The organism is Virgibacillus oceani (assembly GCF_041521345.1).
Classification (GTDB): Bacteria; Bacillota; Bacilli; order Bacillales; family Amphibacillaceae; genus Virgibacillus_N; species Virgibacillus_N oceani_A.
Map to the genome: position 1 here is coordinate 99,091 of NZ_JBGOHB010000008.1, position 25,779 is coordinate 124,869.

The 25,779-nt window shown below is 38.1% G+C and carries 24 protein-coding genes; 7 read left to right on the top strand and 17 right to left on the bottom strand.

From position 1 onward, the window contains the following. Nucleotides 1-29: 29 nt before the first annotated feature. From ACDX78_RS08080 to ACDX78_RS08100, 5 genes are all read right to left on the bottom strand, one after another. Complete coding sequence (locus ACDX78_RS08080; protein ID WP_486026835.1) at nt 30-1,703, bottom strand: hydantoinase B/oxoprolinase family protein; 1,674 nt, start codon at nt 1,701-1,703, stop codon at nt 30-32. Nucleotide 1,704: 1 nt separating this feature from the next. Continuing rightward, the gene (locus ACDX78_RS08085) at nt 1,705-3,777 is read right to left on the bottom strand and encodes a hydantoinase/oxoprolinase family protein (protein ID WP_486026836.1); all 2,073 of its coding nucleotides are present in this window, start codon (nt 3,775-3,777) and stop codon (nt 1,705-1,707) included. 98 nt (nt 3,778-3,875) lie between these two features. After that, entirely contained in the window at nt 3,876-4,937 is a 1,062-nt protein-coding gene (locus ACDX78_RS08090; RefSeq protein ID WP_486026838.1) for a TRAP transporter substrate-binding protein, read from the bottom strand. Between the two features lie 124 nt (nt 4,938-5,061). Continuing rightward, nucleotides 5,062-6,342 carry a TRAP transporter large permease gene (locus ACDX78_RS08095; protein ID WP_486026840.1) on the bottom strand — a complete coding sequence of 427 codons (1,281 nt, stop codon included), beginning with the start codon at nt 6,340-6,342 and terminating at the stop codon, nt 5,062-5,064. A gap of 48 nt (nt 6,343-6,390) precedes the next feature. Next, nucleotides 6,391-6,873: a TRAP transporter small permease gene (locus ACDX78_RS08100; RefSeq protein WP_486026841.1), complete on the bottom strand. Its 483-nt coding sequence runs from the start codon at nt 6,871-6,873 to the stop codon at nt 6,391-6,393. Between the two features lie 337 nt (nt 6,874-7,210). Here ACDX78_RS08100 and ACDX78_RS08105 point away from each other — a divergent pair, with 337 nt between their 5' ends. Continuing rightward, nucleotides 7,211-7,369: a hypothetical protein gene (locus ACDX78_RS08105; RefSeq protein WP_486026843.1), complete on the top strand. Its 159-nt coding sequence runs from the start codon at nt 7,211-7,213 to the stop codon at nt 7,367-7,369. Nucleotides 7,370-8,197: 828 nt separating this feature from the next. Continuing rightward, the gene (locus ACDX78_RS08110; RefSeq protein ID WP_486026845.1) at nt 8,198-8,509 is read left to right on the top strand and encodes a helix-turn-helix domain-containing protein; all 312 of its coding nucleotides are present in this window, start codon (nt 8,198-8,200) and stop codon (nt 8,507-8,509) included. A gap of 560 nt (nt 8,510-9,069) precedes the next feature. Here the strand turns inward: ACDX78_RS08110 and ACDX78_RS08115 are convergent. The 10 genes from ACDX78_RS08115 to ACDX78_RS08160 form a co-directional block, all read right to left on the bottom strand. Further along, on the bottom strand, nt 9,070-10,014 hold the full coding sequence (locus ACDX78_RS08115; protein WP_486026846.1) for a ribose-phosphate diphosphokinase: 945 nt from the start codon (nt 10,012-10,014) through the stop codon (nt 9,070-9,072). A gap of 25 nt (nt 10,015-10,039) precedes the next feature. After that, nucleotides 10,040-10,999 (bottom strand): 2-hydroxyacid dehydrogenase, encoded by a 960-nt coding sequence (locus ACDX78_RS08120; RefSeq protein ID WP_486026848.1) that lies wholly within the window; start codon nt 10,997-10,999, stop codon nt 10,040-10,042. A gap of 26 nt (nt 11,000-11,025) precedes the next feature. Then, nucleotides 11,026-12,492 carry a xylulokinase gene (locus ACDX78_RS08125; protein ID WP_486026849.1) on the bottom strand — a complete coding sequence of 489 codons (1,467 nt, stop codon included), beginning with the start codon at nt 12,490-12,492 and terminating at the stop codon, nt 11,026-11,028. 41 nt (nt 12,493-12,533) lie between these two features. Continuing rightward, complete coding sequence (locus tag ACDX78_RS08130; RefSeq protein WP_486026851.1) at nt 12,534-13,361, bottom strand: class I fructose-bisphosphate aldolase; 828 nt, start codon at nt 13,359-13,361, stop codon at nt 12,534-12,536. Nucleotides 13,362-13,383: 22 nt separating this feature from the next. Then, on the bottom strand, nt 13,384-14,424 hold the full coding sequence (locus ACDX78_RS08135) for a zinc-dependent dehydrogenase (protein WP_486026852.1): 1,041 nt from the start codon (nt 14,422-14,424) through the stop codon (nt 13,384-13,386). A 149-nt stretch (nt 14,425-14,573) separates the two neighbouring features. After that, nucleotides 14,574-15,851, bottom strand: coding sequence for a TRAP transporter large permease (locus ACDX78_RS08140; RefSeq protein WP_486026854.1), 1,278 nt, complete (start codon nt 15,849-15,851; stop codon nt 14,574-14,576). A 13-nt stretch (nt 15,852-15,864) separates the two neighbouring features. Further along, nucleotides 15,865-16,356 carry a TRAP transporter small permease gene (locus ACDX78_RS08145; RefSeq protein ID WP_486026856.1) on the bottom strand — a complete coding sequence of 164 codons (492 nt, stop codon included), beginning with the start codon at nt 16,354-16,356 and terminating at the stop codon, nt 15,865-15,867. A gap of 183 nt (nt 16,357-16,539) precedes the next feature. Then, nucleotides 16,540-17,577, bottom strand: coding sequence for a DctP family TRAP transporter solute-binding subunit (locus tag ACDX78_RS08150; RefSeq protein ID WP_486026857.1), 1,038 nt, complete (start codon nt 17,575-17,577; stop codon nt 16,540-16,542). Between the two features lie 207 nt (nt 17,578-17,784). After that, nucleotides 17,785-18,651 carry a MurR/RpiR family transcriptional regulator gene (locus ACDX78_RS08155; RefSeq protein ID WP_486026859.1) on the bottom strand — a complete coding sequence of 289 codons (867 nt, stop codon included), beginning with the start codon at nt 18,649-18,651 and terminating at the stop codon, nt 17,785-17,787. Nucleotides 18,652-18,808: 157 nt separating this feature from the next. Continuing rightward, on the bottom strand, nt 18,809-19,933 hold the full coding sequence (locus ACDX78_RS08160) for a glycerate kinase (RefSeq protein ID WP_486026861.1): 1,125 nt from the start codon (nt 19,931-19,933) through the stop codon (nt 18,809-18,811). 750 nt (nt 19,934-20,683) lie between these two features. Between ACDX78_RS08160 and ACDX78_RS08165 the strand changes: the two genes are divergently transcribed. Continuing rightward, complete coding sequence (locus tag ACDX78_RS08165) at nt 20,684-20,887, top strand: TetR-like C-terminal domain-containing protein (RefSeq protein ID WP_486026914.1); 204 nt, start codon at nt 20,684-20,686, stop codon at nt 20,885-20,887. A 359-nt stretch (nt 20,888-21,246) separates the two neighbouring features. Here ACDX78_RS08165 and ACDX78_RS08170 read toward each other — a convergent pair whose 3' ends face one another. Together ACDX78_RS08170 and ACDX78_RS08175 are read right to left on the bottom strand one after the other, a co-directional pair. After that, nucleotides 21,247-22,134, bottom strand: coding sequence for a DnaD domain-containing protein (locus ACDX78_RS08170; RefSeq protein WP_486026862.1), 888 nt, complete (start codon nt 22,132-22,134; stop codon nt 21,247-21,249). A 109-nt stretch (nt 22,135-22,243) separates the two neighbouring features. Further along, nucleotides 22,244-22,807, bottom strand: coding sequence for a sigma-70 family RNA polymerase sigma factor (locus tag ACDX78_RS08175; protein WP_486026864.1), 564 nt, complete (start codon nt 22,805-22,807; stop codon nt 22,244-22,246). Between the two features lie 478 nt (nt 22,808-23,285). On the opposite strand from ACDX78_RS08175, the gene ACDX78_RS08180 reads away from it, so the two are divergent. The 4 genes from ACDX78_RS08180 (at nt 23,286) to ACDX78_RS08195 (ending at nt 25,557) form a co-directional block, all read left to right on the top strand. Continuing rightward, nucleotides 23,286-23,564, top strand: coding sequence for a hypothetical protein (locus ACDX78_RS08180; RefSeq protein ID WP_486026866.1), 279 nt, complete (start codon nt 23,286-23,288; stop codon nt 23,562-23,564). 142 nt (nt 23,565-23,706) lie between these two features. Then, the gene (locus tag ACDX78_RS08185) at nt 23,707-24,162 is read left to right on the top strand and encodes a competence protein ComK (RefSeq protein WP_486026868.1); all 456 of its coding nucleotides are present in this window, start codon (nt 23,707-23,709) and stop codon (nt 24,160-24,162) included. Nucleotides 24,163-24,480: 318 nt separating this feature from the next. Continuing rightward, nucleotides 24,481-25,206 (top strand): sunset domain-containing protein, encoded by a 726-nt coding sequence (locus ACDX78_RS08190; RefSeq protein ID WP_486026870.1) that lies wholly within the window; start codon nt 24,481-24,483, stop codon nt 25,204-25,206. 36 nt (nt 25,207-25,242) lie between these two features. After that, the gene (locus ACDX78_RS08195) at nt 25,243-25,557 is read left to right on the top strand and encodes a hypothetical protein (RefSeq protein WP_486026872.1); all 315 of its coding nucleotides are present in this window, start codon (nt 25,243-25,245) and stop codon (nt 25,555-25,557) included. Nucleotides 25,558-25,779: the final 222 nt, after the last annotated feature.

A 25,779-nucleotide genomic window follows, 5' to 3' on the forward strand; every position in this document is an offset into this window, starting at 1 on the left:
CTCCACATTAGTACCTACACCTTTACCCATTATTGATAATTATAATTTTCAGCAGCTTCCATTTGGTCAATTTTTCTTGAAGTAATATCTTCTTCGATACATTCCTGCTGTCGCTTTTCAACTTCTCCATAACCACCGCCACCGGCAGTTTTTAATATAACAGTACTCCCTTTTTCCACATTCATTGTCACTTTTGATGACAACGGAGTCTTCTTGCCATCCGCCGTAATTAAAAGACTCTGAGATGTCTTTCCATTACCTCCAGCAAATAATCCCCATGGTGCAATTTTTTGGCGTTCCGTACTTAATGTAACCACTGAATTGTCACTTAAAATCTCAATTTCACGTCTTATTCCCATTCCACCACGGTATTCACCATAACCACCACTACCATCTACTAACGCATAAGATTTAATAAACAATGGATACGATTGCTCAATTACCTCCACAGGGGTATTTTTTGTGTTTGTCATATTTGTGTGTACGCCATCCATTCCATCTAGTCCGTTGGTTGCGCCTTGTCCTCCACCCATCGTTTCAACATAGGAAAAAGATTTTTCTGTTTGTGGGTCAATTCCTCCAATAACAAAGCTGTTCATTGATCCGGTACATGCGGCCATTGCTCTTTCTGGTAAAACTTTTGCAAGAGCACCAATCATCACATCTGCCATTCTTTGAGCCGTGTTTCCATTTGCATTTGAAACAGGAGCCGGTGGATTCGGATTTACTACCGTTCCTCTAGGAGCATGAATACAGACGGATCGGTAAGTCCCATCATTGGATGGAATTTCAGGATCTAACAACGACTTAATGGCATAAAAAACACAGGCCTGTGTTACACCTTGCGTGGAATTATTCGGCCCTTTTACTTGGGGATTCGTTCCGGTAAAATCAACCTCCATGCTCTCGTTATCCACTTTCACCGTAACTGCAATTTTAATGAACTCTTCGGTAATTCCATCTCCTTCAAGAAAATCTTCAAATTTATACTCACCGTTTTTAACATCCTTGATTGCTGAGCGAAGACGGCGATCAGAATAGTCCATCACTTCATGAATACATGCAATGACATAGTCCATGGAATAATGAGAAAACATTTCTTTTAGTCGATCTTCTCCAACATTATTCGCTGCTAGTTGAGCGTACAGATCACCGATTACTTCCTTATCCGTTCGAACATTCTTTTGTATTAAACGTAAAATTTCTTCATCCATAACCCCTTCCTTACATAGTCGAATTGCCGGCAACCTCAAACCTTCCTGGTATAATTCGGTTGCTTTAACAGACATGCTCCCAGGTGCCATTCCGCCAACATCAATATGGTGAGCAATATTAGCGGCTAATGCGACCAATCTTCCTTCGTAAAAAATTGGTGATATTAAAAAAATATCCGGTAAGTGAGAACCACTTATGTATGGATCGTTAATTAAAATTACATCCCCTTCCTTCAATTGTTCTGAAGGGAATATCTTTAGAGTTTCAGTTATTACGGAAGGCATCAAACCTAAATGCAAAGGGACATGTTCTGCCTGTGCAATTAACTTACCATCCCCTGTATATATAGCCGTAGAACAGTCCATACGGTCTTTAATATTAGTAGATAACGCAGTTCGAACCAATGTTACACCCATTTCCTCGGCAATGGATTGAAATGCATTCCTCATAACTTCTAACGTTACGGCATCAATTTTTTCCGACATCATTTTATAAAACTCCTTCATTCTCATTATTTAAATGAATAATTAAATTACCAAAAGCATCCAGAGCAGCTTCTTGTAAAGGGTAAATAACGATCGTAGAATCCAATTGCTCGATAATTGCCGGTCCTATAATCATTTCACCTTCAAGTAAACTTTCTCTTTTGTAAACAGGTGTGCTAATAAATTGATCATCGAAAAATACTTTTCGTTTTTCGTCCGATTCAGCCTCCGCTTGTCCCTTTGAAAAATTGCTCTCTCCCTCAAAATTAACTTTTTCAAATTTGCCGGTAGCTACTAAACGAATATTTACTAATTCCACTTCTTCTTCCTCACGACTAAACCCATACATCGACTCATGCATTTGGTGAAATCTCACAATTGAATCTTCAATGTTCTTCATACCAATATTGTTAATGTCTACCGGAACAGATATTTCATAGGCTTGGTGGATATACCGTAAATCTAAATAACCTTGTAGAATAATATTTTCATCCAGTGAAAATCCTTCATGCTGTAATTGGTCGACAGATTCCGTCCAAAGGTCATCTACAGCGGCTTTTAAAGTATTCAAGTCTAATGCTGCGATCGTTGTAACCATCGTCCGCACATAGTCATGTCTTACATCTGCTGTTAACATACCTACGGCACAGGCAACACCTGGATGACGAGGGATGATAACTTGTTTGCTGCCAATTTCCATTCCTAAATCTACCGCATGACCTGGTCCTGCTCCTCCAAATGCTACTAATGAAAAATCTCTTGGATCATGTCCTTTTTCCAGTGAAATAACTCGAATTCCTCGAACAATATTTGCATTTACGACCTTCAAAATACCTATCGCCGCTTCTTCAATAGACATGCCAAGTGGTTGGGCGATCTTTTCTTCCATTAGTTTTCTGGCTTTATCTAAATTGATTTCCATTTCTCCACCCAATAGATATTTCGGGTTCAACCTGCCTAGAATCACATTGGCGTCCGTCACTGTTAATTCCGTACCTCCCAAGTTATAACAGACGGGTCCCGGGTTTGAACTAGCACTTTCTGGACCAACACGTAAGGCACCTCCAGAATCTATCCATGCTAGACTTCCACCACCTGAACCTATCGTATGCATATCTACCATTGGCATTTTTATCGGATATTCACCAACTTTAGATAACGTCGTATGTTGTGCTTTTCCATCTTTTATTAAACTCGTATCAAGACTTGTTCCACCCATGTCAATCGTTATTATATTTTCAAATTGTGTCATTTCCGTTAAAAGAGTACCAGTAACAGATCCACCCGCAGGTCCGGAAAGAAGTGTTCTTACAGGTACTTCACGAGCGGTCTCTGCCTTGATAATCCCACCATTGGATTGCATAACATATAGTTCTGACGGGATCTCCATCTCTTCCAATGAATCTTCTAAATGTTTAATGTACCCTTGCATTTTTGGCATGACGTAAGCATTACTAACAATCGTACTTGTTCGTTCGTATTCCTTATACTCAGGTAAAACCTCACTAGAAATGGTTACGTAAAATCCAGTAAATTCTTCAAGTATTTCCTTGATCATTTTTTCATGTGTATCATTAACATAAGAATTCATAAGACAGACAGCAACTGCTTCTATACCTTCATTTTGCATTTTTATTCCAATATCTCTCACTTGTTCTTCCTGCAAAGAAGTTAACACTTCACCACTAAACAATACTCTTTCATCTACTTCAAAACGATATTGCCGCGAAACTAAAGGCTCTGGATTTCTTGCCCTAATGTCATAAAGCTTCGGGCGTGATTGTCTGCCAATTTCCAGTACATCCTGAAATCCTTTCGTTGTAATCAGAGCCGTTTTTGCTCCTTTTTTCTCCAATAATGCATTTGTAGCTACTGTGGATCCATGAATAAAATAGGCTATATCCTTTTCATCTATTCCTCGCTTTTTCAAAATACGGTGTATGCCATTTATAACTGCCTCTGATGGGTTATGTGGTGTAGAAGGTACCTTGTCCACGAAAAATGACCCACTTTTCTCATCCAATAAAGCAATATCTGTAAAAGTTCCTCCAGTATCAATTCCTAAACGATATCCCATCTGTATTCTTCTCCTTATTATTTATCTAGTTTTATATAGCTACCTATTAAAGGCACGTCCAATTCTGTTCTCCCACAATAACGTAGGTTAATCTAGATTTATTCAATTTCTTGTATTTTTTCAAAAAGCCCTTCACTCCATAATCCATCTTCTTCCATTTTCTCAACCATAGGAATGACTTTTTCACGAAATGCATCGCGATCTCCCGCTGTAAATGTTGCTCCTTCTTCCATCATTATTTCTCTATGCTCATTTAGTTGTTCTTCAATGAGTTCAACATGCAGATCACCAGCATTTTCAGTTTCTTCGATAAGAATATCTTGTTGTTCACTACTAAGCTTTTGATAGGATTCTTCGCTTATTAAGATAAAGATATTCCCGTAAGTACTTTCCGTTTCCAACATATAAGGTGCTACTTCATGAAACTTCATAGGGTATACTTCTTCCAATGTAGGATCATGCCCTTTTACCAAATTTTGTTGAAAAGCCATATACACTTCTCCATAGGCAATCGGGGTTGGTGTAGCACCCATTTGATTTGCGTGCTCGACAAATATAGGTATATCCGGAACTCTCCATGCCAAACCTTCCACATCCTCAGGAGTTTCGACTAACTCTGTAGTCTGGAGAACTCTTGGAGCACGATACCAGTTTGTCGCAAGTATTCTTATTCCCCATTCTTCTATTATTCCATTTTTAATTTCATCAAATAACGGTGAGTTTAAAAACGCTTCCATATGATCTATGTCTCTAAAAGCATAAGGCATACCCAATACGTTAATATCCTTATCCAATGCTGACAACCAACCAGGATCACTAACAGCCATATCTTGAAGACCCGTTCTTAAATTTTCTAATTGCGCCTCTCCATTACCTAGTTGTTCTGAATCGTAATATTCAATTTGAACGTTCCCATCTGTCGCTTCCGCAATGGAATCTACCATTTCATTTGCTACGATCGAGGCAACGGAAGTCGGGTTATTAATGGAACCAGCTGTCATCGTAATCGCTTCTCCTTGTCCGCTTTCTTCCCCACTTCCTTCTTCATTCGAATCATTTTGAGCATTGTCAGCCGCACTATCCGAAGAACATCCTACTGTAAATAAAATCAACAAGATAAAACAAATGACTAACGGAACCTTTAAAATATACTCTCTCATTTTTTAGCCCTCCTATTAATATTTTCGCTTATTACTCAAACCATCACTCACATTGCCATAGAATCTATATAATCCCCCCTTGTATAGCACCTTTTTCCTCTCTACGCCCTTTGCAACTACACTATTAAGGGATTATGCTAGGCAAAAATGTTACTAAAGCAGGAATGTAAGCAACTAAAAATACAACTACAATTAACGGAATGATAAATGGAAGAGATGCTTTTGCAAGTTCTCCATATTCGATCTTTGCTATGCTACTTACAATAAATAATGCTGGGCCTACTGGCGGACTGATTAAACCGATCATTAACGCGACAATTACAAATACCCCCACATGAACCAAGTCAAGGGACAGTGCCTCGGCAAGTGCTAAAAGAACCGGGACGAGCAATATAAGCGCAGCATCAATCGCCATAAACATTCCAATGACCATCAAGGCAATGACTAATAAAAATAAGATGATAAATTTATTTTCAGAAAGGGATAATAAACTATTAACAATTATAGATGGAACATGTTCAATCGTTAACACCCATAAAAAGGCACTTGCTGATGCCATGAAAAAAAGCACTTGAGCGGACGTTTTTATCGTTTCAATCATTGAATTCAATAACACTTTCAACGTAAACGTTTTATAATAAATACCAACTACTATCGTATAAAGAATCGCAATTGCTCCACCTTCCGTAGGAGTGAAAACACCAAAAAGTATTCCTGAAACAAGTATCATCGGTGTCATAAGCGGTAAGATAGCACCCTTAAACGCTTTTAAAACCTTTTTCATCGTTGATTTTGAATCCTTTGGGCACGTCTCTATATTGAATTTTGCCATTATATAAATCGTGACCATTAAAGTCAATCCCATTAAAATGCCTGGAATAATTCCCCCAGCAAACATATCTGCAACAGAAACCTCAGCCAAAACGGCATAAACAATCATAATAATACTTGGAGGAATGATCGGTCCAATACAGGAAGAAGATGCAGTAATGGCAGCACTAAACCGTTTGGAGTACCCGGCTTCACGCATAGCTCTTATCTCAACCGCTCCCAAACCTCCTGCGTCAGCTAGTGCAGAACCCGACATACCGGCAAACATCATGCTTGCCAAAACATTTACATGACCTAACCCTCCTGTAATATGACCTACCAAAGTTCTCGCAAAAGTAAATATTCTATCGGTTATCCCAAAATGATTCATGAGTACACCTGCTAGAATAAAGTACGGAATTGCTAATAAAGGAAATGAATAAACTCCCTCGGTTAATCTCTGCGCCAACATGATTAGAGCAGTCCCATCAAACAAAATCATATATAATAATGTAGATATCCCCATTGCAAAGCCAAGTGAACAACCTAGTAACAAGAGAATTAAGAAAGAACCAATTAATACTAATATGACCAACGATATACTCCCCCTTTTATCATTTCACCAAAATTCACACCAATGATTTTAAGATTTTTTATTCAGCATAGACTCTAACAAATAAATAGGAGTTGTAATGGAAAATAACAAAATAGGAAGTGCAAAGTAATAAGCCCTCGGAATTCCCAAAACCCCAAGCGGAGCGTTGACTTGTGTATTAAATAACTGAAACGAAACCACTGCAAGAACAATGACAAACACAAGGTTAAGTAAATAGATTATGCGTGTGATAACCTGGTTTATACGTTGAGGTATTTTTTTTATAAACATATCAACGCTTAAATGCAGATTTCCTCTAACTAAATAGGCAGACCCTATAAAAGTTAACCAAATCAACAACCCACTAGAAACTTCCTGAACCCATGGCAACGAGTCTTGTAATATGTACCGAACAAAAACTTGTAAGCTTACCGAAGTGATCAATAAAATTAAAACGGTAATTGATAATAACAGCAACAATTTTTCAATTATTGTCGATAAATGATTAATAGCATTTTTTACATAACTCATATAATCCTCCTTTCAATTATATAAACTCTCGGCATTCGCCGAGTTATACGGGACACGGGTTTCCCTGACCCATTCATTTAATTTCCTCCTACTTTGTAGAAGTTTTTATTTGATCAATTCTTCAAACTAGAAATAGATTGTTGAAAAATCGCCTTAAATTATTTCAAAAATGTCCCAATAATCGCGGTTGAAGGGAGATTTTTTCCTTACTAACCAAGATTGAGGTGTTTTTATTGAACCGGTTTTTGTTTCGCATGAATCATATCAAAATTTCATGACAACAACTTCATACCCTCTATTATGGTGGTGTACTAACTGGTAAAACAAGGATAGGCCAGTGACCACCAAACTGGGGATCACTGATCTTTCCCAAATCACTGTAACGCTAAATGATTTGTACAACGCAAGAGGATCTTTGCCACGGGGTCCTGAATTTATGCTTCGTTCCTATCTCTTGATGATTTTAACGAATCCAACTATTGGAGTTACGGAATGAGTAAATGAACTTCATCACGTGCCTCTTTATTCTGAGTGGCAAGCGAAAAAAAGAATGTGACCCATAAAAAGAAAAGTAAAAAATCCCGACGTAAACCCCAAAAAAGAAAAGGAGGCAAGAAGTTACCAATAAAACCCGGTCGCGTTAAGCGACTGATGGATTTTACCATTCCTAAACTGGATCAGAATATGGAACTTCCATCCGATCGTGTATTCAATTTTTTTCAGACGCAAGATTCGTAATGTCTCAGCTAATCTGGGACTGCTTGGCAACACGGAACAACTCAAAGTTGCCGGTGATTGCACGCCAATCATGGATACTTGGATAGCCCTCAAATAGATGATTTTGCATTTTTGAAAGACCATATTATAGGTACAGTCTTCTAATTGTCTTTTAATAAAAATAATAGGTTAGGCTTATTTCGCATGCTTTTTTGAAAATACTATGAAAATGATCACCTCCCCATCAGATTCACTCTATCTCCATTCATTTTAGAAAATCGAATAATTTCTCTTTAGAGGTTCCGAGAGCCTATATAATTATTTAGTTATCCCCTCCCTAAAAATAATTCGATTAAAATAAATATTTAAAATTTTTATTTTGCAACTTTGATGAATAAGCAAAAAATAACCCGTAAATATACTTGATTCATTAAGCCTATAAGTGCATTATTATTTTGTAAAAATGCTATTAATCAGTATTTTATGACACATAGTTCTATTTGTCAATAACTTTATAACTATTAGTTCTAAATTATAATTATTTCTATCCTTTTTCCCGAATCCAGCTAAACTAGACTTATAGCAACCAATATCAAAGGAGTCTCATATGGTAAACAGTAATAGAATTGGCAACCAACTAAAGGCATATAGAAAATCTAAAAAAATGACAACACAGGAAGTGGCTGATAAAGTAAGTATCTCGCAGTCGTATATTAGTCGTTTTGAAAATGGCCGAGCGATTCCTGATATCGATTTACTGGAAAGAATACTCGCAGCACTTGGTACAGACTTATCGACTTTCTTTGCAGGCGATGAGGATTTGCCGGAGGATTTAATTCAACTGATTGATACCTTAAAGACGCTAAGTCCAGAAGCTCGAAGAAAACTGAATGAATTTTTGCAGCTGATGAAAGATTAAATATGAATACACCTAAAAGAGGCTAAGTCAAAGGTTACTACTTTTAACTCAGCCTCTTTTATTATCAGCTATTAAACGATCTCGTTTTATTGATGACCTGGCAATTGAAATGAAACAAACTTCTACTACTTTTATAAAACCTCGATTAACCTTCTCCACTGAAAAGCCAGCCTTCCCTGTATACCTCTCCAAACTAAGAACTACAATTCATATTTATGCAAATAATCTATTAGATGAAGTTAGAGAAAAAATAACCTTCTTTTCGTCAGGTGCAGTCTCACATATTGATGCCAGTAGTGAGTTGACCGGCAGCAAGTACATATATATTTCCTTCTTCGCTAAAGTTTCCGTTATATACCACTTGACCCAACGATATCCACTCCTTCTCTAATCCATTTGCAGTTTAAACCAGATCTTAGCCCCAGTTTGCTTTACCACGATCCAATGCCCGCTTCATCGCATGCCAAACAAGCTGGTCGACTGCAGCAATTCTATTGTAAAGAACCCTGTAAAAAAAGCATGAGCACAATTTAATATTGGACTCATGCTTTAAACACTGCTTAATCAAATAATTCACTGACTGAAACATTGTTATGAATGCGTAGTAAGGCTTCTGCTAGAAGGGAAGCAATTGATAGTACTTTAATTTTATCTATTCTTTTTTCTTCCGGCAAAAAGATAGAGTTGGTAACGACCAATTCTTTTATTACAGAGTTCTCTATCCTTTCAATTGCACGTCCTGATAGTACAGGATGTGTACAACATGCATATACTTCTATACTACCATTCTCCATTAGTGCATCGGCTGCCAATGTTAATGTGCCTGCAGTATCGATGATATCATCAATAATAATAGCACGTTTCCCATCAATGTCCCCTATAATATTCATCACTTCTGAAACATTTGGTTCCGGACGACGCTTATCAATAAAGGCAATTGGTACATCTAAAATACTAGCAATTTTCCGGGCACGAATGACTCCGCCGTTATCAGGAGCAACAATTACCACATCATCCATCTGTTTTTCTTTAAAATACTCTGATAGAATTGTAACCCCAAGCAGCTGATCAACTGGTATGTCAAAGAAACCTTGAATTTGTGGAGCGTGCAAATCCAGTGTAATGACACGGTGAGCACCGGATGTTTCCAATAAGTCCGCTATCAGTTTGGAAGTAATCGGCTCCCGGGATCGTGCTTTCCGATCCTGACGCGCATATCCATAATATGGAATTAACACATTAATCGTTTTTGCTGATGCTCGTTTTAATGCATCAATCATAACAATTAATTCCATTAAATGCTCGTTGGCAGGTGCTGAAGTGGACTGAACAACATAAACGTCACTGCCTCGAACACTTTCGTCGATATTAATCTGAATTTCACCATCACTAAAACGCGATACAGTGCTTTTACCCAATTCCACCCCAAGTATCTCTGCAATCTCTTGTGCAAGCTGTCTATTTGAGTTTAATGAAAAAATTCTCAGATTTGAATTATAACTCATTCGTTTTTACCCTCCAAAAGTTAAGTTAATTCACTGGTGTTATTGGGTTTCTCCCCGTTAAAACACTTTGCAGATTATCAACTGCTAAATTCGCCATTTTTAATCGTGTATTTTTACTTGCACTGCCAATATGCGGCAGCGTGACCACATTAGGCAATTCCAGCAAAGGGTGATCTAGACTTATGGGCTCTTCTTCAAATACATCTAATCCGGCCGCCCAAATATGATTATTTTTTAATGCATAAAAAAGTGCATCCTCATCTACTATCCCACCTCTGGCTGTATTTATGAGTATAGCAGATTTTTTCATCATTAATAATTCTTTTTTCCCAATAAGATGATATGCTTCTGGGCTAAATGGAATTAATATACATACAAAATCCGATTCTTTTAGCAATGTATCCAAATCTGTAAATTGCATTTCATATTCTGTTTCAAGGTCAGGTTTTTGGGATCGGTTATAATAAATCACATTCATATCAAAACCCTTTGCACGTTTCACTAAAGCTTGTGCAATTCTTCCCATTCCTATAACTCCAAGAGTTGCACCATGAATGTCCTGTCCTGTTAATTGCATCGGGGACCAGGTTTCCCACTTGCCATGACGTAAATAATCTGAAGCCTCCACAATTCTTCTGGCAGTTGCCATTAATAAAGAAAAAGTTAAGTCAGCAGTAGTCTCTGTAAGCACCCCAGGTGTATTAGTAACTTGAATCCCCCGCTTGGCTGCTTCCTCTACCTCAATATTGTTATAACCAACTGCCATATTAGCAACAACTTTTAAGTTTTTTGCGCGCGCAAAGACTTCCTCATCAATACTTTCTGTTAAAAGGCAAAACAATCCTTCCACATCTTCTATTTCCTTTAAAAGTATTTCACGGGGAACAGGCGAATCTTCCTCCCACATAGTTACTTCAAAGGAAGCTTCTAATTTATTGATAACAGATTCCGGCAATTTCCTCGTAACATATACTTTAGGTAACAAGACAACACACCTCTTTTCTATTAATTTCAATTATTTGCTGCAGCTTGAAAGAAATCTTTCATCGATGGATATAACAAATTAAATTTGTTATACAGATCTTCATACTTCTCATAAGTTGACTCATCAGGCAGTACTTGTGATATTGTTTTATTCTTGATAATCGATCCGTTATGGTCCGCGTTATCAAAATAACTAATTGCCTGTGCCGCAATTAAGCAAGAACCATACACACCGGTCTCGGAAACTTCTTTGATTTCAATTTCTTTCTTCAGTACATTCGCTTTTATTTGGGCCCAAGCCTTATTTTTTGAACCGCCTCCAATGGACTGAAACTTTTTAAACTGCAATTGATAATTTTTTTTAATGATTTCATCTATTTGTCTTAATCCAAAGGCAGTACCTTCAAAGATGGCACGTAACATATCTGCTTTTGATGTAGTAAGCTGTAATCCGGCAAAGACACCGCGAGCATTAGGATCCCAAATTGGACTTCTTTCCCCGAGCATATAGGGCAAAAAGAAAACACCATTCGCACCAATTTCCGAGTCATCCGGCAATGCTTCCAGTAAAGCTTTTGATCCTTCATTTTCTAAAAAGTTGTTATAGAACCAATTAACGGCTGCCCCCGGCGTAGACATGGCACCATGGGATAACCATTGACCCGGCCAAACATAACAGCGGTTTAAAAAACGCGTATCTAAAAAATCCGGATTACTTGTGCATAAGGTTAGCACGTTGGATGTGCCTACTGATTCAAACATTTGATTTGGTGCTAAACTTAATGAAAAACTGGAACATGCCGTATCCGCAGCCCCGGCAACAACAGAAATTCCTTTATAATTTCCAATAACTTCAAATGGCGATACTACTTCAGGTAAAATATGCTTATTTATTCCCAATGTCTCACCTATATCATCAGACCACTCATAATTAATGACATCATAAAGCCCTGTATAAGATGCTTGTGTCCAGTCCATTACAAATTCGCCTGTAAGTTTATATAATATATATGTAGATAAATTTCCCCATTTATAAGTGTTCTCATAAATTTCAGGGTGGGTCTCTTTCATCCATAAAAGTGACGTAACCGTATACATCCCAGGCTCCAATCGATTGCGGGTGACATTGTAGATCGTCTCATCCCCAATATTTTCCCGTATTTGTTTCGCCTGGTCAATACTTCTCCTGTCCAAATAGATAATACCATTACCTAAAGGATTGCCTTGTTCATCCATATGAATGGAAGAATTACAAAAAGTGGAGAGTGAAATAGCGTCCACTTCTCCGCCAATTTCACTCACCTTATTCATCGTTTCTTCAATAAGCTTTTTTGTTTTATTCCATACAACTTGAAAATCAATCTCTACCCATCCATTTTTCGGATATAGGAGAGAATTCGATTGTTTTGTGATAAAAGCAAGGTCAGCCTCTTGATCCATTGCCCCTACTTTAATTCCGCTTGTTCCTATATCAATTCCGATGATGTGAGACATGTTGTATCACCTTTTCATTTATAATTCAGCTCGCTGGTATTTTATTTTTCTGAAGCAGTGCCGGACTCATTTAATAATTGTTCATGCAGTTCTGCCGCTTCTTTCACTGTTCCATTATTATGGATAATATGTTTAAATGCTTTTACCACAGCTGTTGGATTTGGGCGATTCCATACAATACGGCCAAAAGTAATACCTGTGCCGCCAGCATCAATGACATCGTACACCATCTGGAAATAATCCTCAATATTGTCACCAATATCTCCACCTGCACACACAACACGTGCTGGGGTAGAAGAAACTACTTTATGGAAAGTTTCCGGATCTCCGGTATACTTTGTTTTAACAATATCTACCCCTAATTCAGCTCCCGTGCGTACAGCATAAGCAGTATTTCTCCAATCATTTCTTTCCTCTTCAGGGATCAAATTTCCCCGAGGGTATATATGTGCAATCACGGGCAGGCCTTGCGCATGTGCATCACCAGCAAGTTTTGACAGATTGTACAATTGTTCCGGTTGATCCTCTCCACCAACGATAGCCCCCATAGAAATAGCATCAGCACCATAGCGAAGAGCTTCTTCGACAGTCGCAGTAGGAACATCTGAATTTGGTTGGTATGGTGAAAATGTTGATGCTTTAAAAATCAAGCCTGTTTTGCCTGCATGACGGTGAAAACAAGCATCTGCAATCCCTTTGTGCATTGTCATTGCATCAGGCCCACCGGCAACAATTTCGCTGATTTTTCTATCAATCGGCATTAACTCATCAAAAACACCCCGAGCTGTTGCTTGATCTACCGCAACGGCCAGCAGACGACCATCTTCATGTAACAAACGATTTAAACGAACTTGTTTACCTAATAACATGTGAAAACTCTCCTTTTGTATATTAATTTATTTGGATAATTGACTTCATTCCAATTCCATCACGCACGGATTCAATCGCTTCCTGAATTGTTTCCAGTGTAAAACCGGGTGTTGTAACTACTTCCGTATTGATCTTTCCGGATTCAATCAAAGATAAAGCCTCTTGAAAATAAGCACGTGTTAAGGAAGAGGTTCCATTAACATTAATTTCATTGTAATGAATAATATTTGGATCTATTTCAGCTAAGACACCTTTAGTAAACCCGGCAAACAGATTCAAAGTGCCGCCTTTTTTCAGTAAAACGAGATTTTCATTGATTAATTGCGGCACACCAATCGCCATAATTACAACGTCTGCTCCAAGTTGGTCTGTTGCATCTAATACAACTTCATCAAGGGAATCTTTACTAGGATTTACTACAATATCTGCCCCGGCAATTTTTGCTTTTTCCCGGCGATGCTCTACTAATTCACTTAAAATAACTGTCTTTGCACCTGCTATTTTTGCTAGCTGTACGTGCAATAAACCAATCGGACCTCCTCCAATAATAACCACTACATCATTTATCTTCACATTTGCTTTTTCTATACCGTTTAAACAACAAGCTAATGGTTCTGTGACAACGGCATCATCAAATGTAATATGCTCAGGAATCTTTAAAATATTTTTGGATTGAAGTGCAGTCTTTGGAATACGAACATATTCTGCAAAACCACCATCATATTCATAACCTATGGCAGTACGATTTGCACAAACATTTTCCATTGCATTTTGACAGTAATAACAATTACCACAAGGGATAACTGGTGCCACACCAACGCGTTCTCCAACTGTGAAATCGTTTATATTCTTCCCAACTTCAACAACGGTTCCAGCCAATTCATGACCAATAATTGATGGAGTCCGAACCCCTTTTGTCTTCTTACCTTGATATATCCTTACATCAGTGCCACATACAGCGGCTATATTTACTTTAACTAATAATTCATCTTCCGTAATTTCTGGTGTCGCTATTTCTTCTAATCTCATGTCATTCGGACCATAAAATACAGCTGCTTTCATTTTAATCTCACCCCTCATTTTTTGTAAAGTTTCTTCACCAAATTTATTATACACTTGTTGGTGATTTCCTTCAAATTTATAAAACAAAATACGAAAATTATATTCATAAACTGACTTGTATATAAATTATTGGATTCTTATGATACACGCTATATACTAAACCATTCCAGTGGTACTGTGATTAATTGCGGGAAGAAAATAAAAATCAATAGAATCAAGAATGTTAAAATAATCCATCGAATTGTAGTCTTGGAAACTTCCTCTACGGATAACCCGGTTACACTACTAGCAGTATATAAAACTACCCCGACAGGCGGTGTTATTAATCCAAAGGAAAGTAACATAACCATAAAAATCACAAAAAACACTGGATCTATACCTACAGCGGTTACTGTCGGCATTAAAATCGGAACAAGTAGAAAGATAGCTGCAGTAGCATCCATAAACATACCAATAATAATTAAGAAAACAAACAGAAGCAATAAAATGATAATTGGACTTTCACTAAAGTTTGTAATTGATGTAGCAATACGAGTCGGGAGTCCATCATATTCAAATACCCAGCTCGCGGGTTGTGCTGTTACTGCAATAAATAAAATCGTACCTGTCATGTTCGTTGTTCTGAAAAACATGTTAGGCAACTGTTTAAAGGTAATATCCTTATAAACAAATAATGTCACAATTAATGCATAAAGCACCGCAACTGCTGCAGCTTCTGTAGGTGTGAAAACTCCGCTCATAATACCGCCAATTAAAATAACTGGAGCAAGTAAAGCCGGGACCGCTTTCACAAACTGTTTACCCAGTACACTTAGTTCAAACTTAACCGGTGCCCCTATATCATGTTTTTTACAGTAAAAGTAATTGTAGATCATATAAAAGACAGCTAAAATTATACCGGGAATTATTCCGCCAATTAAAGCTGTACCTACTGATACTCCAGCTGTAGAAGCAGCTACTACCATTAATATACTAGGTGGTATAACAGATGCTAGCATGGAAGAAATCAGGGTTAAACCTGTTGAATATTTTAGTGGATAACCATTACTCGCCATGGCATTGATTGTCATACGGCCAGTACTTGCCACATCAGCAATCGAAGACCCTGCCATACCAGAAAATATTAAACTTGCAAATACGTTTACATGACCAAGTCCTCCACGCATCCAGCCAACAGCACTTTTCGCAAATTCAAAAATCCGTTTTGCAATTCCACCCTCGTCCATAATAATTCCAGCTAAAATGAAAAGCGGCACGGCAACCATTACAAAACTATTCATAGAACTATACATGGATTGTATAACAATGCTTAAGGGGACATCGGTAAAAAGTAAAATAGTTAACACAACAGAAATACCAAGAGATGCTGCAATTGGTATTCCTATGAATAATAGAATAAAAAACAATATTAATAAAAAGATAGACACCTGTATTCACCCCTTAAATTAAATCACGATGATAAATTAAAGATTGGACCGTATTGATTATCCCAAGAAGTGCTGAAATTGGAATACTAATGCCAATAATCCACATTGGAATTAATAGTACAGAACTAATTTCGTTCATATTGATTTGTTGCATTACAAGGTCGATTCCATATATAACCATGAATACAAGAAAACCAATAGTTGCAATGGCATAAATCCATCTCCCTACATGTTGCATTGATGTCGGCATCAATTTAAGTACAAACGTTACCCTTGGAGACTCTGCTTTACGGAATCCTATCCCCATTCCGAGAAAAATCATCCAAATAAAAATATATCGAGTCATTTCCTCTGTCCATGGAGCAGGACTTCCTATCAACCTGCCAAAAACCTGTAAAATAACGACTACAAATAGTGTTACAGCGATTAAACCAGCTAAAAAATCAGTTGCTTTATTTAAGTATTTAAAAAATGGTGCATATTGTTTCCCTTGACCTCCAGGCATCTCTAAACTCCTCTCGAAAGAAATCATATTGGCATTTACTAAAAGCTTCGTGCTAAACGATTCTATTTAACAGTAAACTGGACAATTAAAACTTCAGTGCGATCTTTTGAAATATAAAAAGAGTAGTCTTCATATAATAGAAACATTTCATACTGATACATGAAGACTACTGCGATATTTTAGTTACTCATTTTTACCTGCAAACTCGAGAATTTGTTCAAAGAATTCATCATCACCTATCAGTTCCTTAAATGCTGGATAAGCTTCTTGTGAAATTTCCACAAACTCTTCCTGCTGCTCAGGAGTTAATTCGTTAACTTCCATACCTTGGGATGTAACCTCTTCAATAATACTTTCAGCATTTGATGCATCATTTTCTACTTTCCATTGTTGTACCTCTTGTGTTGCTTCTTCTAAAATTTGTTGTTGTTCTTCATTTAAAGCACTGAATTGATCATCATTAATACCTACAACCCAAGCTTCAGCCATATGGTTTGAAATAGTCAGATAGTCTTGAACTTCATGCATATTCGAAGATACAACGACACCTAATGGATTTTCCTGTCCGTCTATCGTACCTAGTTGAAGCGCATTATACACCTCACTAAAGTCCATCGGAGTAGTTACAGTTCCCGCACCTTCAAAAAACTCCACCCATAGAGGGCTATTTGGAACTCGTAACTGCAAACCATTTAAATCTGCAGGTCCTGTAATCGGATGTGCCGAATTGGTAATTTGTCTAAACTCACGAGACCAGTAACCGATCCCCTTAATACCTAATTCATCATGAATTTCTGTCAACAACCCGCCCGCAAGGTCACTATTCAGGAACGAAATGAATTGATCAGTGTCATCAAATAAATAAGGAATACTGATCGCATTAAATTTTGGCTCAAAATTGGCGTAAAGTGATGTAGAAAGCGCCAACATATCCAAGCTGCCTTCCCCAAGCTGTTTTACAGCTGCTGAAGGATCTCCGCCATATAATGACCCATTTGGATGAACGGAGATTTCAATGGAGCCTTCACTTTTCTCCTCTACCACATTTGCAAACTCATTTGCAGCTTCTGTGATAGGTGAAGTATCCGGATCTGGTGTAGCCAGCCTAAAAGAAACAGTATCTCCCCCCTCATTACCTTCACTTCCACTAGTCTCCTCTCCACACGCACTTAACATCATTATTAATGAAATAAATAGTGATACCATGAAAATTTTTCTCACCTGTATTACCCCCTTGTTGTTATTTTTTAATGTTAGCGTTTTCTTCAAGTTACAAATAAAAACCCTCCGACACAAAACAGGAAGGTTTTTTATGTTGATAAGAAGAATTCCTTCGCCATTTTAATAATATCATTAATGGAAATTATCTTCAAGATTAATTAATAAAAAATGAAGAAATATTTTTTCGTTAACATTTTCTTCATCTTATTACATTTTCTTCTCTATCGTAGAATTTCTTGTTTTTTGCAGATTCTCATAGTATTTCTCATAATCATTCATTGCCAATACAGCCACTAATACATCAATAATGGTTAATTGAGCAATCCTTGAAGAAATAGCATCCGTACGGAATAAAGTTTCCTTGGAGGCTGTATGTAATAAAATATCTGAGATCTGGGTAATAGGTGACTTAGAGGAATTAGTAATACAGATTACTGTGGCTCCTGCTTTTTTCGCCAGCTTCATTGCATGAAGGACGTCCCTGTTTGACCCAGTATGAGAAATACCTATCACGACATCCTCTTTTCCTAATGCACTTGCTGACATTGACTGCAAAACTGCATCACTATAAGCAAAAACTTTTAATCCCATTTTTAATAACTTATGCTGGGCATCTATCGCAACTGCACCAGATCCACCTGTTCCATAGAATTCAATTGTTCTTGCTTTAGTGATCGCTTCCACCGCAAGAATAATTTCTTCATCACTACAAACTTCTATTGAATCATATAGCGCCTGAATATTTGATTGAAAAATCTTTTTCTTAATAGTAAGGACATCATCCCCTTTTTCAATCACTTCATGGATTTGTTTCTCTGGGGAAATCACATCTTTTGCTAAATGAATTTTTAAATCTTGGAATCCTTTATAGCCCAATCGCTTACATAAACGAACAACAGAGGACTCACTCGTCTCACTTCGTTCTGCTACCTCTGTAATTGAAAGATGAATAATTTCTTCAGCATTCTCTTCTATGAAACTCACTACTTTTTTCTCTGCACCTCTGAGCTTTGGAAAAGTAGCTTCTATTCGAGCAAAAAAACCAGGGTTTTTATTCACTTTTAATTTTTCCATACAATACACTCCATCTTTATAATTTTAGTGATCATATATTTTTCAAACAAACTCGAAAACCATTTTCATTATTTCTTATAAACAAGAATACTGCATTACTAATCAAGAAATGCTTATAATAAAAATAGTACATTTTTTATTAAAAATGAGCAAATTTTCATTTCATCGAAGTAGTGTAATGCATAATTTGCTTCGTTTGTTCATACAGTAACGATTCTGCATTTTCCATGCATTCACTTAACGACATGGGTTTGTTCACAATAGAAAAACATCCTGAAAATTTACTTCTCAGTTTATCTAAATCCCCGTCTAAGCTGCCTGATAATAACACAACTGGCACATGATATTTTTCAGCTAGGTAAGCCACATAACTGGGAGCCTTGCCGTATAAGGTTTGCTCATCACTTTTCCCTTCACCTGTAAAGACAAGATCAGCATTACGAATGGAATCTTGCAAGAACATAGCATTCGCTAATAACTCAGCACCTGAGACTAACTGAGCACCCAATGCATATAATCCAAATCCTAAACCGCCAGCTGCTCCAACTCCAGGAACATTTTTAAACGAAGAGTTAAATTCTTCCTCAACTAAACTCCCGAAATTATATAAAGCTTTATCATATTGTTCTACTTGATTGGGGCTTGCACCTTTTTGTGGACCAAAAATGACACTCGCTCCTCTAATGCCAGATAATGGATTATCTACATCACATGCAACATTTATTTTCAAATTTTGAAGTCGATGATCTAAATCCTCAAAGCTTATTTCACGAATGCGGAACAAGTCCTTCCCAAACCCCTCTACTTGGTTACCACCCTCATCCCAGGCTTTCATTCCTAAAGCAATCAACATTCCCAATCCGCCATCATTCGTTGCGCTTCCCCCTATACCAATAATAATGGATGAGCACCCTTTATCCAATGCATCTTTTATTACCTCACCAAGGCCAAATGTTGTGGTATTATCTATATTCCTTTTATTTTCGGGCACTTGTATTAGTCCTGCGATTAATGCCAATTCAATTATTGCTTGATTATCTTCAGTAATGGCGTAAGTCGTCTCGATATAGTTTCCTAATGGTCCTTTACATCTAACCTTTATTAGTTCAGCATAGTTAGACACTGACATGGCATCTAAAGTACCTTCCCCGCCATCTGCCATCGGCCTCATGGTTACGGAATAAGTATCATTAACATCTAAAATTGCTTTTTTCATTGTTTCCGATACTTTTACTGCATCTAAACTACCTTTAAATGAATCTGGTGCAATTACTATTTTCAATTAGAATCCCCCCTACTTTTCATCATAAATTTAACACTATTTTAGTGAAAGATACAATGATTAAAGATATAAATGGTTTTTCTAAGTGTTAGATATCTACTTTTGCTTGGTGGTATAGAGATGTTTTGTGAAGAAATTGATAAGCTACCTTCAATTATTTCACTTAAAATCAGCCTTATAAAAATAAAAGGCATAGAGCAAAAAAACTCTACACCTTTTCCACATTATAAAACCCATTTTGCCAAAAGAAGAAGAACGAAATCCTTCGCGAGGCAAAAACATTCGAAAAGAATTCACACCTATAATAATAAAGCATGCCCTCCCTGTGGTATGATTTATTCGCGAAAACAAAACACCAGACAAGAGAGAGGCATGCTTTTCTATAAAAAGTATACCACGATTTGAAAATAAAAAAACCTACATATTTTACAATTAATTGAACTCCTCCTTTCTCTTCTGATGATTTCTTTCGTAACTAAGGTGTAGAAAATGTTTCGGTTAGTCAACTATGTAATAAAAGCAGTGTTTCCAGGGAAACTTTTTAGTATCATTTTCATGACAAGTATGATTTAATGAGCTGGATTTATGGTGAGCAAAAAAGGAGCATTATGGATAAATATTTTGCAAGTGAACCGTGCTGTTTGCAGGGTTTTACATTTAGTGCAAGTATATTCAAATTTTTATCAAAAAGGTTTCTCTAGTACATCTTACAAAATCTTGAAAAAGTAATGAACGATTTATACGAATGATATCTTTACAACGGTGATAAGAGAATTGACTGGTAAAGAGGTGATTTCAGATGAAATGACTTTTTATATAAAATCTAATTCTTATGGTGCGGTGGCGATGACGAAAGAATGGGTTGAATCTAATATGATCATAGATGAAGAAGAATTATCCGTTTTAATCGCTAATGCTATGCCACCCAAAATGAAAAATTATTTAGAACGATAATTTGAAAAAATTAATTATAATCATGGACTGGGATACTTGATCAGTTTATGATTGTCTCATAAATCAAGCGTGGTACCTCTATCATTTTATGATGGTAGATACCACGCTTGATTATTTTATTACCGCATATCAACCAACCACCATCAACAGGAAAGGATCGACCACTAATAAAATGTAACAATTATTTTTCTATTACTGATTAGAACCATACCAATAACCTCTATATATATTTTTTTATTAGTTAAACTAAACTCCATTTTACTTTCCCCAAAACTTTTCATCTATATTCACTTCCAGCATTCACTCATATTTCCCACTTCAAGTGTATGTGCCTTTTTATTCATATCTCAAAACACCCTCTATCCCAAATTCGCCAGCATCTGTTTAATCTCATCCGTTTCCTTATCAACATCACCTGGCAAGGCCGTCTCCCGAGCATGCTCTTGCTCTTTCTTCTTTCTTTTTTGCTCCAAAAACCAGCCCGGGATAACTTCTTCTTTGGCCTGGCTAGCACCAGACGGACACCCTCCCTTCCTAGACAGACTTTTCCTGCGAAAACGCTCTTCTTCTGTCCGTGCTTCTTCCACACTACGAATACCCTTCTTCTCCCAGTTTTCCAAAATAGCGCGTACATACCCCCAGCTTGTTTTCCCGCGATCTAATGCTCGTTTCATTGCATGTAACACCAGCTGCTCTCCCATGTTATTTACCCAGTGGAGGAGTTCTCGGCTTACATAGGGACTCGCAAGGCCGAAATTTTCTTCAAAAAATACGATGGTGCTGTCTGCTGCAACTGTCTTGTCTTGTTTTTTCTTGTTTTCTTTTCGTTTAATTAATGCGCCCGCATCCCGGTCTGCAAGGTGGTCCATACCCTCGTCCTCAACCTGGTTAGTTAACCGGCCAGCTCCCACCTTGTCTCCTGCTTCATTCGACAAATTCCGAGAAGCAACAGACACCTCCTCTTCCCCACTCAATCTCACCATCCGATAAACCGGCGCCTGATTCCTGCTCCGTGATTGAAAATCAATATATCCCTTCTCCTTCAGCTCCGTCCTGGCTCGTTTAAAAGAACTCTCCTTCAGACCTGACTTCATCCGAATGACCGGGGCAGCGACCGTAAAGGTTTCCACCCACCTTGCTTTATTATTAATGTGCATTAATGTATGCCATAACGTAACCGCTGAAGCCGACAACGGATTTCTTTCCACCTGATCGTAAAATGCATTGATTTCTTTGATATAATTCATTCTTTTCATCCCTTCTTATTGAATAACCGTTTCCGTACTACCGCCAAAATTCGGGGAGCAACTGGTGCGAGCATTTAGCGCAGCCCCAGGCACTCACCACCCCACTCCCCTACAACTCCAATAATTGCGTGACCGCGGAGAAAGTTGGCTCTGCGCGCAGTTTCCTCCTTGCTTCTCTCCCCCAGCTTTTTACCGCATCGACCGATACACCTTTTAAAGCCGCGATTTCCTTCAGCGGCATCCCTACAATGATGTAATAATACACCCAATTCCATTGATTTTCCGTGAGTGCTGCCTTTACTTCTTCCCATATCTTTGTATCCTTCACCGCGATACCTGAACTATCGATCACCGGCATTTTTTTGAGACCGGACCGGTTACCGTTCTCCAATCGAAGCTTTTCATTATGGATAAACATTTCCGTTTTATATTGATCTCTTCCTTTCTTGCGGAGCTTATCAATTAATTGATTGCGGATGTTGTAGTTAAAAAATGTAGAAAGCGGCCCTTTATCCGGCTCGTATTTCTTGTAGGCCATCCACATAGCATACAGCCCTTCCAGATAAAACTCACGATGGGTATCATAAATACCCAAGCGTTGCATATGGAAGTAGATCCTTTTCTCATTCTGCTTAAAAACCTCCTCAAAGCTCATTCGCTCATCCTGATTCATCTCCATTTCCCCTCCCTTTTCATAGATTCACTGTTCGACATAATATGACAAAAACCGGGAAGTGACACCTCTTTTCGACGGGACGAGCATTTTAGCGCAGTCCCAGGTACTTCGACGAGGTACTTCGCCGGGCACTTCGGCGGGCACCGCGACGCCTCCTCCCACTCCGCAACTACACACCCCACATAATAATGTGCTCCGGAGAAATATTCCTACATACTATTTTCATTTATCCCGCCGCTAACTTACCTATTTACACGCCTAAAATTGAAAAACCACTCATTTTCGTTGGCAAAAATCCCATTTTCATACCATCTCTTGAAGTTAGCGCACTTTCCATTTACATAAGCAAAACTCTTCTATTTACAAATCTACTAAAATATTTTTCTCTTATTTTACATTTAATGGAAATATACCGTCTACAGACTGTGTACGCTCTCCTCGTTGCCTTAGATAATGTAGAAAAGGACGGGTAACGATGGACGAGAGAAAGAGAATGAGGAATAGAGACAAAAAAATATTTCAACTTGCCGTTGGTAGAGTTATTCGCAAAAGAAGAATCTTCCAGGGAGATACGATGGAAGAACTTGCAGGGGATATCGGCATCGATGCAAAACACCTCAATGATATCGAACTCGGACATAAGGAAGTAGGCTCTTACATACTGGCTCTGCTCCAAATAGAATTAAACTTCAGCTCAGATGAATACTTGCAAGAGTTCAAACAAATGAAAGCAGAATGGGAAGAAGAAGATTGAAGGCAGTCCACTTCATCGCTATTCAGCATTTGCCACATCACCATCACCCCAGATCTATCAGCTTCATCCCGCTCCTTCACCAATCCTCACTCCACCTCTTTCGTTTCGTCATATCACTGTCCAACAAAGGAGACAAAGACAAATGATACGAGAAACTTACCAAATCAATGAACAAACCATCGCCCTTTGCCCCGCAAAAGAATTGGATCATGACACCATCGTACTGGAACAAGCGGCGACATACCGGGTACGCAAAACACCGATGCAGCTGATCAAGGAAGCATGCATAGCCAACTGGTCCACCTATGAAGGAAAACGTCAGGCGGTCATCCATCATACGAAATTCAGAAAGAAAGTTCCCATTCCCATCAACTTAGAAAAGAACATCTTCACATTCCCAACCCACGCCACCTCAGATTTTGATTGCCACTGGATCTTTTTCCATCATATTGCACACATTCAAAAACAACAGAATCAAACAGTGATCACATTTAAAAATAACAAACAGCTGCCACTGCCATTGTCGCCTTACATATTCAAAAAGCAATATGAGCGAACACTGTCCTGCATGATTGAAGTGAATGGGATTTATCGTTAAGCAGCCAGCAGCACCAATATCACCACTTCCAAGGAAAGGGAAAGCTCTACCGTCTTTTCTTATTTACAACGGTTACTGCCCGAGAAACCCTTGGAAAAAAACACATACAAATAATTTTCCGGTTCAAGATGAAAAAGTAATGCACCGGAAGAAGAGATGATCTTCCTTCCCGGTGCAGTAGACCTACTTACCTGCTGGACAGCGGGTTGACTGGCAGGTTCCTTCCTATACCGTTTACACCACAGCATACCACTTCAACATATACACCGCAGAAGCTTATGAACCTCTATTGCATCCTGATCCACAGGAGGTGAAACAATGGCTTTAGTTATTTTATTATGTTTACTTATTGCTGCAATTGGCTACATTTGGAAGTACCGAAAAGAGACAGCTCTTTGGAAAAAGATCCTGATTACCTTTTCAGCTTTCATTGTATTCATCATCACTGCCGTAAACCTCTCTCCTACAGCTGAGACAACACAGAAATTATCAGATGCGGAAACAGAGAATGAGGAATTATTATTGGAAATTGCCGACCTGAAAGCTGCGAATGCGGATCTGTTGACCCAATTGGAAGAGGCGGAACAGGAGGACGGCGAACTAGCAGAAGCTTATGAATCGATAACAGAGGAGTATGACGATCTCGAAGAATCATATAGCGAATTAGAGGAAGAAAATAAAAAAATAACAGACGATTTTGAAGATCTTGTGGTAGAATTAGAAGAGGCAGAAAAGCTGGTGGCATCTTCTACTACTGAATCAAGCGACAGTGGGACAAGCGCTTCAAGCAGTGATGATAATTCCACCACTTCGGAAAGCGACGCTGGCAATGACACTTCATCAAATAGCAGCACGGAAGTCAGTGCTTCCAGCGACGATGACAGCAATCAAACCGGAAATGCAGCTTGCGATATTAAAGGCAGTGAAAGTGGAATCTATCATGTGCCTGGGAGCACCTATTATGACCGGACAACCAATGTCGTCCAGTGGTTCTGTTCCACGGAAGAAGCCGAGAATGCCGGTTACAGAGCACCAAGGAATTAGCGTCAAGCAATCATAAAAAATGAAAGGGGAGATGTAATGCATTCGGAAAAGAAAGTACGTTTTGACGATAGTATGCTGGAGGAAATGAACGTAGAAACAACCATTTTTTCAGAAGAACACCCAGAATTGGGATTTGCCGTGCTCTCGGAGGAAAAGGACAGCATGTTTATAGTACGGGTATTCGAATTGGCACAGGATGAAGACGCTTTCTTTCCCATCCAGGATTTAGCCGCTTTCAGTTTCGGTACAAAAAGAGAGCTGAATGCTTTCGTCGACCGGCTGCCTGAACTGACTGGATTGGAGATGCTTTTGTTGTTGAATCCGATGCATCCGGTGGGAGAGCATCAGTAGAGTTTTTTGTATGAGAAACACAATAATAATTAGGAACCTATGAGAACTAATGTATTTCAGAAACTTCTGCAACAAGACATACAATTATGGGGGCTTATTGCCCCCGATCTAAATTCTTATTAAATAATTCCCAGTAAAATCGCATTACTAATTTATCTTTCACTTCATAAAGGCGAACTTCTTCTTTTCCTCTAATTTAATTAACACCACTAAATTTAAGCA